Origin of the sequence: Rhodococcus sp. NPDC060084 (genome assembly GCF_042730335.1) — a bacterium.
GTDB lineage: Bacteria > Actinomycetota > Actinomycetes > Mycobacteriales > Mycobacteriaceae > Rhodococcus.
The window spans coordinates 25,697-33,372 of the sequence record NZ_JBHWWX010000015.1 but is presented as its reverse complement, the minus strand read 5'-3'; the positions used below and the strand labels follow the sequence as shown (position 1 = coordinate 33,372).

Sequence of the window (7,676 nt, the reverse complement as noted above, 5' to 3'; positions counted from 1 at the left end):
GTCGGGCCGGTCGCCGTCAGGTCTGCGCGGTCGGTGCCGTCGGCGCTCCGGTCAGCGCGGCAGGAGCCCACGACGGCCACGCCACCTCGCCGACCGGGTCGCCGTCGACGAAACGCGCCGCGATGCGGGTGACGTCCGCGGCGGTGTTGTCGTAGACGGTCGAGTGGTCGGCCCGGTCGATCGCGTCCGCCACCAGCGGCCACACCCGCTCGAAACGGGAGCGGATCTTCTCTTCGGGGACCCGATGGCCCCCTTCGACGACGCGTTCGGCGACACGCGCGACGGACAGTTCGACGGGCACCAGCACCACGTGCAGCACCACCACATAGCCGGCGCGGTGCGCCCGGTCGATCAGGTCGAGTTTGGACGGGTGCGAGAACACCGTCTCGGCGATGAACGATTCACCCTGGTCGATGAGGGTGTCGCGGATGGTCGTGGCGATCTGCGCGGCCTCATAGGAGTGTTCCTCGGGGCTGTCCGGCCATCGCTGCTTGGCGATCACATCAGCATTGACGAACACGCTGCCGGGCAGCAGGGGAGCGAGACGCTGCTCGACGAACGTCGTTTTTCCGGATCCGTTGGGTCCGACGACGAGATCGAGTCGCCTCACAGAACGATCTGGGTGCCGTCAGGCAGATGCTTGACGACGCGGCCCTGGTCGTCGAGCACCACCGACGCGAGGCCCCGCGCGGCGCGATCGGTGACGTGGTGACCGGTCGCGAGGGATTCTTCGAGAGCTGCGGCAATCTCGGCGTTGAACACCACGCCTTCTTCGTCGGAGAGTTCGCGCAGCGGTACCCGCCCGGCGAGCGCGGCCTCGACGCGGCGCCGCGCGACCTGCCGCTGGTTGGACACCTCGCGGCCGACGCGCGCCCAGTGTTCGAGTTGCTGACGGGCCGAACGGTTTTCCCGTTCACCTTCGGATGCGGCCGCGTCGACGAGCTCCGACGAGAACCTGGTCACCTTGTCGACGACGTTCGTCATGACGTACTCCTTCGCGCGACGCGCCTTACCGTTCCTCCCAGTGTAGCAATCTGCTACACAGTTGGCCCGGGATCGTCCGACGCGGTGCCGACGAGGACGGCGAGCGCGTCCAGCAGGCGCTCGATCCCGAACTCCCACGCCGCACCGGGACTGTACGACGAGTTCAGCACCGCACCGGCTGCCGCGCCGACCCGCCGCGCGAGCGGGAAGTCGTCTCCGACATAGACCGTGAGACGCTCGCTCCACGCGGACCACACCTCGGCCATGTCCACCGCGCGGGGATCGGGCCGGCGGGCCCGCGCCGCGGCGCGGGTGAAGTCCGCGACGAAGGTCAGCGCCGCGTCGCGGTCCACGTCACCGAGGCCGGTGTGGTCGAAGGCGTGCAGATCGTGGTCGTACTTCGCAATCGTCCCCGGCCCCAACGACACCCGCTGGTCCGCGACATCGAGGAGCCAGTCGTGTTCGCCGTAGAGGGCCAGGTCGGCGTCGGCCACCTCACGCACCCGGGCCCGCCAGTGGCCGGTGGCGTACGGCGCGCGCGGTTGCCTGCCGTGCACGCAGTCGGCCATGAGGACCAGCAGGTCGTCGCGGGAGCCGACGTGCGTGTACAGCGCCATACCGGAGATGCCGAGTTCGGCGGCGAGGCGACGCACGGTGAGGTGCTCTAGTCCTTCGGTGTCGGCCAGAGCGATCGCGGCGTCGACGGCCTGCGAGGTGGTCACCTTCGCCCGGGGGCCCCGCGCGCCGCCTCGAGGGGCGGCGGGGTGGTCCCGCCACAGCAGATCGAGCAGTTCGCGCGCCATTGCAAATCTCTCCTCCGCGGGTCGGATACGAGCTACTCTATACACTGCACAAGGTTTTGGGGCTCCCTCTCTCCCCGAACACCACCTCGTCTCCGTCACCTGGAGGTTCCGTGAAAATCACCGACACCGCCCTGTCCCTGAACGTGGCCGACCCCGCGGCCTCCGCAGAATTCGCCACCACCCATTTCGGCTTCACCGAAGCGATGTCCGCCGACGGCTTCGTGTCCCTGACCCACCCCGACGCCGGCTTCAACGTCGTCTTCCTGCGCACCGGACTCGGCACCTTCAAGCCCGCCTCGATCGCAGGCCCGGCCGGCCAGGGCATGCTGATCGCCTTCGTCGTTGACGACCTCGACGACGAATACGCCCGCATCGCCGCCGCCGGCGCGACAGTGGTCACCGCGCCCGAGACCGAGCCGTGGGGGGAGCGGTTCTGCCAGTTCGCCGATCCCAACGGTCTCGTATGGCAACTCGTGCAGTGGGTCTGAGCGGGCCCGAGCGGCGCCACCAGGGCGCCGACACTCCACTATCGATTTCATTCATGTTCTGACATGCCAAAGATGAGTTGGCTTTATGTGACGGGAGTCCCTTCACTGAACACATGACCCCCAGCGCTCCCGCGATCTCCCAGATCGACCTCTTCGGGGACTCGATCCTCACCGACCCCTACCCGACGTTCACCGAACTGCGCGAACTCGGCTCGGTGGTGCACCTACCCGTCAACAACGTCTACGCGCTGACCCGCTACGACGCGATCCGTGCCGCGCTCGCCGACCCCGCCACCTTCTCCTCCCGCACCATCGGCTTCAACCCGATGGTCAACGAAGCACTCCAAGGCACATCGCTCGCCTCCGACCCACCGGTCCACACCGAGCTGCGTGCCGCCCTCACCGAGAACCTCACCCCACGCGCACTGCGCGGACTCAAGACCCGCATCGACACCAAGGCCGAGGCCCTCGTCGCCGACCTCGTCGCCCAGGGCACCTTCGAGGCGATCGACGCCCTCGCCCGGGCATTTCCCCTCGAGGTCGTCGCCGACCTGATCGGCTTCACCGGCGCCGCCCGCGACAACATGCTGCGCTGGGGACAAGCGGCCATGGAAGTGATCGGCCCCCTGAATCCCCGCACCCTGGAGAACTTCCCGATCGCCGGCGAACTGTACGCATGGTGCGCCGGAGTGCAGGCCGAAGACCTCGCCCCCGGGTCGGTCGGCCGCGGCGTCTTCGACGCCGAAGCCCGCGGCACCATCCCTCCCGGCACCGCCGGCCACATCATCCACCAGTACCTCGGCGCGGGCGTCGACACCACCATCACCGCCCTCGGCAACATCGTCGCCCTGTTCGCCGCCTTCCCCGACCAGTTCGACCTGGTCCGCCAGAACCCCAGCCTCGTACCCGCGGCATTCAACGAAGTGCTCCGCTTCTGGGCGCCCCTGCACGCCTGGGGCCGCGAGGTCACCCGCGACGTCGAGATCGACGGCGTCCTCGTCCCGGCCGGATCCCAGGTCGCCATCCTCTTCGGCGCAGGCAACCGCGACCCGCGGCACTACGACAACCCGGACGCCTTCCTGGTCGAACGCAACCCGGCCGACCATCTGTCCTTCGGCTACGGCTCGCACGGCTGCGCCGGACAAGGCCTGGCCCGTCTCGAAGCCCACGCCGTCATCGCGGCACTCGCAACGCACGCGCAGCGTCTGGACGCCGCCGAACCGGTGCGACTGCCCAGCAACATCACCCGCTCCATCGACGCACTCGACATCCTGAAGGTGGTCCCCGCATGAACATCATCCTCGACCGGCCCCGCTGCGAAGGCCACGGACTGTGCGAAGAAGCCGCACCCGCACTGATGCACCTCGACGACGACGGTGAACTGATCATCGACGTCGGCGAGCTTCCCGACGACAGCACCGAACTCGCCGCCGCCCGCGCCGCCGTCCGGGTCTGCCCCGTCGCCGCCCTGAAACTGGCCTGACCCGCCCGCACGAACGGACCCCACATGAACAGCACCCGCACCGACGCTGCCCGCCGCATCGTCGTCGTCGGCAACGGCATCGCCGGCCAGACCGCCTGCGACACCCTGCGTGCGGCAGGATTCGACGGCGAACTGACCATCGTGGGCGACGAGCCGCACCCCGCCTACTCCCGACCGGCGCTGTCGAAGGCGCTGCTCGTCGACGGCGGCTCCCACGAACTGGCGTCCCCCACCCACGGCGCGACCGAGATCCTGGGGGTGGCGGCGCTCGCCCTCGACACCCACACCCGGCGGGTCGGTTTCGACGACGGCTCGGAACTGTCCTACGACGGACTGGTGATCGCCTCCGGTGCGCGGGCCCGCCGACTGGGCGGCCCCGACAGCCCCGAGCTGACCCTGCGCACCGTCGAGGATGCCCTGGCACTGCGGGACCGGCTGGCGACGCGGCCGTCGGTCGCAGTCGTCGGGGCCGGCCCCCTGGGCATGGAAATCGCTTCGGCGGCCCTGTCGGCAGGGTGCGAGGTCACCCTCGTCGCCGACGGACCGCCGATGCGCGTCCATCTGGGGCCGTACCTGTCCGATGCGTTCACCACGGCCGCGGTCGCCCGGGGACTGAAACTGGTCGACGGGACCGCCGTGGGACTCGACGGCCCGCACACCGTGCTCCTCGACGACGGCGCGCGGGTCGAGGCGGAACTGGTCGTCACGGCGATCGGTGACATCCCCAACACGGAATGGCTGGCCGGCAGCGGCCTGTTGACCGGCGGCCGCCTCGTGGCGGATACGCGCGGGCGGGTAGCACCGGGCATCGTCGCCGCCGGAGACGTCGCGGCCATCCCGACGCGGTCGGGGGTGCGCCGGATCCCGCTGTGGAACAGTGCGATCGAACAGGCCAAGGTCGCGGCCGTGGCACTGCTGACCGGCGACGCGGCCCCGGAACTGGACCTCGAGCCGTACTTCTGGACCGAACAGTTCGGGTTGAATCTCAAGGCGGTCGGGCACCTGCCGGCAGCCGGGGAACCGGAATTTCTCACCGGAGACCGGCCCGAAGGCCCGGCGGTGATGCGCTGGACCCACGAGGACGGCCACGCGGTCGCGGTGGCGGTCAACCAGCGCATCCCGATTCCGAAACTGCGCCGCCTGGCGTCCACCACCGGGTGAGCCCGCCCGGTCGCCGGTGGCGCGACATCCTGCGGTCCCGCCGAGCGGATGCGTACCATCCGTGTGGATGAATCAGCTGCCGGACCATCCGAGCGACCCCGATCTGGGACGGCTCGCGTCGGTCAACCTCAACCTGCTGGTGCCGCTGCTCGCACTGCTCGAGGAGCAATCGGTCACCCGCGCCGCGGCGCGGGTGGGCATCACACAACCGGCGATGAGTCACGCGCTGGCCCGGATGCGTCGCCTCCTCGGGGACGAACTGGTCACGCGCCAGGGGAGCGGGCTGGTGCTGACTCCGCGGGGACGGGAGCTGATCGGGCCGCTGCGTGATGTGCTGCGCCGGACGTCGCGGGTGGTGGATTTCCCCGGCTTCGACCCGTCCCGCGACAGCCGCACCATCACGGTGGCGATGACCACCAGCACCGCGTTCGTGCTCGGGCCGCATCTGGCGCGCCTGATTGCCGAGCGCGCACCGAAGTCCACCCTGCGGATCCGCAACTTCGTCGAGCCGCAGCCGAGCGACTTCACCGACGAGGGCGTCGACGTGGTGCTGGTGTCGGAGGCGTTCTCCTCGCCGTATCCGCGGGAACGACTCTACGAGAACCGGTGGGTGGTCGTCGCCCACCCGGACACCGACCCGGACGCGTCCGCGCTCGACTTGCTCGCGTCGCTGCCGCACGTGACCTACGACGCCCGGAATCGGGTCGCTCCGTATGCGGCGATGGACGCGCACGGTCTGGATTACCGGATCGGGCAGCTGATCTCGGATTTTCTGCTCGTTCCGCATCTGGTCGCCAAGAGCGGCGGGGTCGCCGTGCACACCTACCTCGTGGCGATCGTCATGTCCGAGCGCACGCCTCTGCGAATCGAGGAGTTTCCGCTGCCGGTCGCACCGCTGGGCATCGACATGGTGTGGAACCCGCGGCTGGCGGACGCGGAGTTCATCGGCTGGTTGCGGCAGATTCTCGTCGAAGCGTCGACCTTCGGGTCGCCCGCGTGATCCCGGCTCCCCGCACGGGCCTCAGTGGTCCACGGTGAGCAGGTAGCACCAGGAATCGACGGTTTCGTCGAGGCAGATTTCTCGCGGCGTGACCCAACCGAGCGAGAAGTAGCGGCGCGAGAGGTACTCGAGTTGCCCGAACGCGAGTACGCAGCGGACCCGCCGGCGCTCCGGCGGGAAACGGTTCGCCTGGTTCAGTCCTTGGATCATCTCGCCGACCGAGTCTTCGAACCAGCGTTCGGTCTTCGCCGCCACCTCCGGCTCATGGGCGGCCTGGTACGAGGCGGTGATGTAGGGCTTGATCTCGTCCCACTGGGAGAACTTGCGATCGAGCCACTCCCTGATCAACTCGCGCGATCCCGACGCCACCACCGCGGTCAGCGTCGGCTTGTCCGCTGAGGTGAGGATCTGGTCGGCCTTGGTCAGCAACGCGATCATCACGTCCGCCTTCGACGAGAAGTGCAGGTAGAAGGTGGTGCGGGTGGAGCCGGCCGCGGTGGCGATGTCGTCGATCGTCGTGGCGCCGTATCCCTTCTCGGAGAACAGCTCGAGTGCCTTCGCGAGGAAGAGGTCGTAGGTCATCTGCTTCTGCGCCGCACGGAGTGACATGGAACCGAATCCTAGCGGCAGTACACCCACATACCAGCTCGTTCAGTAAAATATCTCTGCGGCCACTCACTTGACACAATGTAATGCGAAAGCTTACTGTGACTGCCACCACGTCGTGCTGACATGACGCTGACGAAAGGAAGTGCCGATGACTGGCACCCACACGGCCGAGAACGCCGTCGTCCACACCGTCCTCGGACCCGTACCCGCCGAGGACCTCGGAGTGGTCGCGGTCCACGAGGCACTGCTGTCGGTACTCCCCGGTGCCGAACACGCCTTCGACATCACCTTCGACCGCGCAGAAATCTTCGACACCCTCGCGGCGAAACTGACCGACTTCCGCGAGCACGGCGGCCGCACCATCGTCGACAGCACCGGCATGTTCCACGGCCGCGACGTCACCCTGTACGAAGCGCTGTCCCGCACCACCGGCGTGCACATCGTCGCGTCCACCGGCATGGGGCCGGAAAACCTGCTCGGCGGATACTTCCTGACCCCGCAGACCAACCCGCCCACCCCGTGGCCGGCCGAGAAGTTCGCCGACCTGTTCGCCGCGGAGATCACCGACGGCATGGTGGTACCCCGCATCGAACGCCGCGGCGCCGCCGGTCTGGTCACCACCGCCGCAGACCCCACCGGCATGACCGCCACCGAGGAAAGCCTGTTCCGCGGTGCCGCCCGCGCGGCCCGCACCACCGGGGTCGCCGTGTCCCTGCGCTACGGCAAAGACCCGCTCGCCGACCTCGACGTCGCCCTCGACGAGAACCTGCCGGCCGATCGCATCGTCGTCGGCGGTCTCGACCGCCGCGACGCCGTCGACGCCGGCGCACCCCTCGAGATCGCGCGACGCGGCGCGTACGTCGCCCTCGACCACGTCGGCACCGAAGACGACGCGCACCTCACCGACACCGCACGCGCCGAACTCGTCCGCGACCTTGTCGACGCCGGCTACGGCGACCGGATCCTGCTGTCGTGCAACGCCACCGGCGTCGCCAAAGGACATCCCGGCCGCGACGTGCCCTTCGGCCACGTGCTGTCGACGTTCGTGCCTCTGCTCGCCGCCCAGGGACTGCCCGGCGCCGACGTCCAGCGCATCCTCGTCGACAACCCGCGCGACCTGCTGTCGGTGCACCCCGCCGTGCACTGAC

General features: G+C 69.1%; 10 protein-coding genes. 6 read left to right on the top strand and 4 right to left on the bottom strand.

Annotated elements, in window-relative coordinates:
* Positions 1-16 precede the first annotated feature (16 nt).
* The 3 genes from ACFWBU_RS10800 to ACFWBU_RS10790 are packed head-to-tail and all read right to left on the bottom strand — an operon-like array spanning position 17 to position 1,787.
* Positions 17-610 (bottom strand): zeta toxin family protein, encoded by a 594-nt coding sequence (locus ACFWBU_RS10800; protein ID WP_378528231.1) that lies wholly within the window; start codon positions 608-610, stop codon positions 17-19.
* On the bottom strand, positions 607-984 hold the full coding sequence (locus tag ACFWBU_RS10795; protein WP_169653141.1) for a hypothetical protein: 378 nt from the start codon (positions 982-984) through the stop codon (positions 607-609). Before ACFWBU_RS10795 ends, ACFWBU_RS10800 begins: the two co-directional genes overlap by 4 nt.
* A gap of 53 nt (positions 985-1,037) precedes the next feature.
* Positions 1,038-1,787, bottom strand: a complete 750-nt coding sequence (locus tag ACFWBU_RS10790; protein WP_378528230.1) for a TetR/AcrR family transcriptional regulator — start codon at positions 1,785-1,787, stop codon at positions 1,038-1,040.
* A 110-nt stretch (positions 1,788-1,897) separates the two neighbouring features.
* On the opposite strand from ACFWBU_RS10790, the gene ACFWBU_RS10785 reads away from it, so the two are divergent.
* From ACFWBU_RS10785 to ACFWBU_RS10765, 5 genes are all read left to right on the top strand, one after another.
* Positions 1,898-2,275: a VOC family protein gene (locus ACFWBU_RS10785; RefSeq protein WP_169653143.1), complete on the top strand. Its 378-nt coding sequence runs from the start codon at positions 1,898-1,900 to the stop codon at positions 2,273-2,275.
* Positions 2,276-2,388: 113 nt separating this feature from the next.
* The gene (locus ACFWBU_RS10780; protein WP_378528229.1) at positions 2,389-3,567 is read left to right on the top strand and encodes a cytochrome P450; all 1,179 of its coding nucleotides are present in this window, start codon (positions 2,389-2,391) and stop codon (positions 3,565-3,567) included.
* The gene (locus ACFWBU_RS10775) at positions 3,564-3,758 is read left to right on the top strand and encodes a ferredoxin (protein WP_072698150.1); all 195 of its coding nucleotides are present in this window, start codon (positions 3,564-3,566) and stop codon (positions 3,756-3,758) included. Before ACFWBU_RS10780 ends, ACFWBU_RS10775 begins: the two co-directional genes overlap by 4 nt.
* A gap of 24 nt (positions 3,759-3,782) precedes the next feature.
* Positions 3,783-4,919 carry an NAD(P)/FAD-dependent oxidoreductase gene (locus tag ACFWBU_RS10770; RefSeq protein ID WP_378528228.1) on the top strand — a complete coding sequence of 379 codons (1,137 nt, stop codon included), beginning with the start codon at positions 3,783-3,785 and terminating at the stop codon, positions 4,917-4,919.
* Between the two features lie 67 nt (positions 4,920-4,986).
* Positions 4,987-5,919 (top strand): LysR family transcriptional regulator, encoded by a 933-nt coding sequence (locus tag ACFWBU_RS10765; protein ID WP_378528227.1) that lies wholly within the window; start codon positions 4,987-4,989, stop codon positions 5,917-5,919.
* Between the two features lie 21 nt (positions 5,920-5,940).
* Here the strand turns inward: ACFWBU_RS10765 and ACFWBU_RS10760 are convergent, their stop codons facing one another.
* Entirely contained in the window at positions 5,941-6,528 is a 588-nt protein-coding gene (locus tag ACFWBU_RS10760) for a TetR/AcrR family transcriptional regulator (protein ID WP_378528226.1), read from the bottom strand.
* Positions 6,529-6,676: 148 nt separating this feature from the next.
* Here ACFWBU_RS10760 and ACFWBU_RS10755 point away from each other — a divergent pair, with 148 nt between their 5' ends.
* Positions 6,677-7,675 carry a phosphotriesterase gene (locus ACFWBU_RS10755; RefSeq protein ID WP_378528225.1) on the top strand — a complete coding sequence of 333 codons (999 nt, stop codon included), beginning with the start codon at positions 6,677-6,679 and terminating at the stop codon, positions 7,673-7,675.
* The last annotated feature ends 1 nt before the right edge of the window (position 7,676 follow it).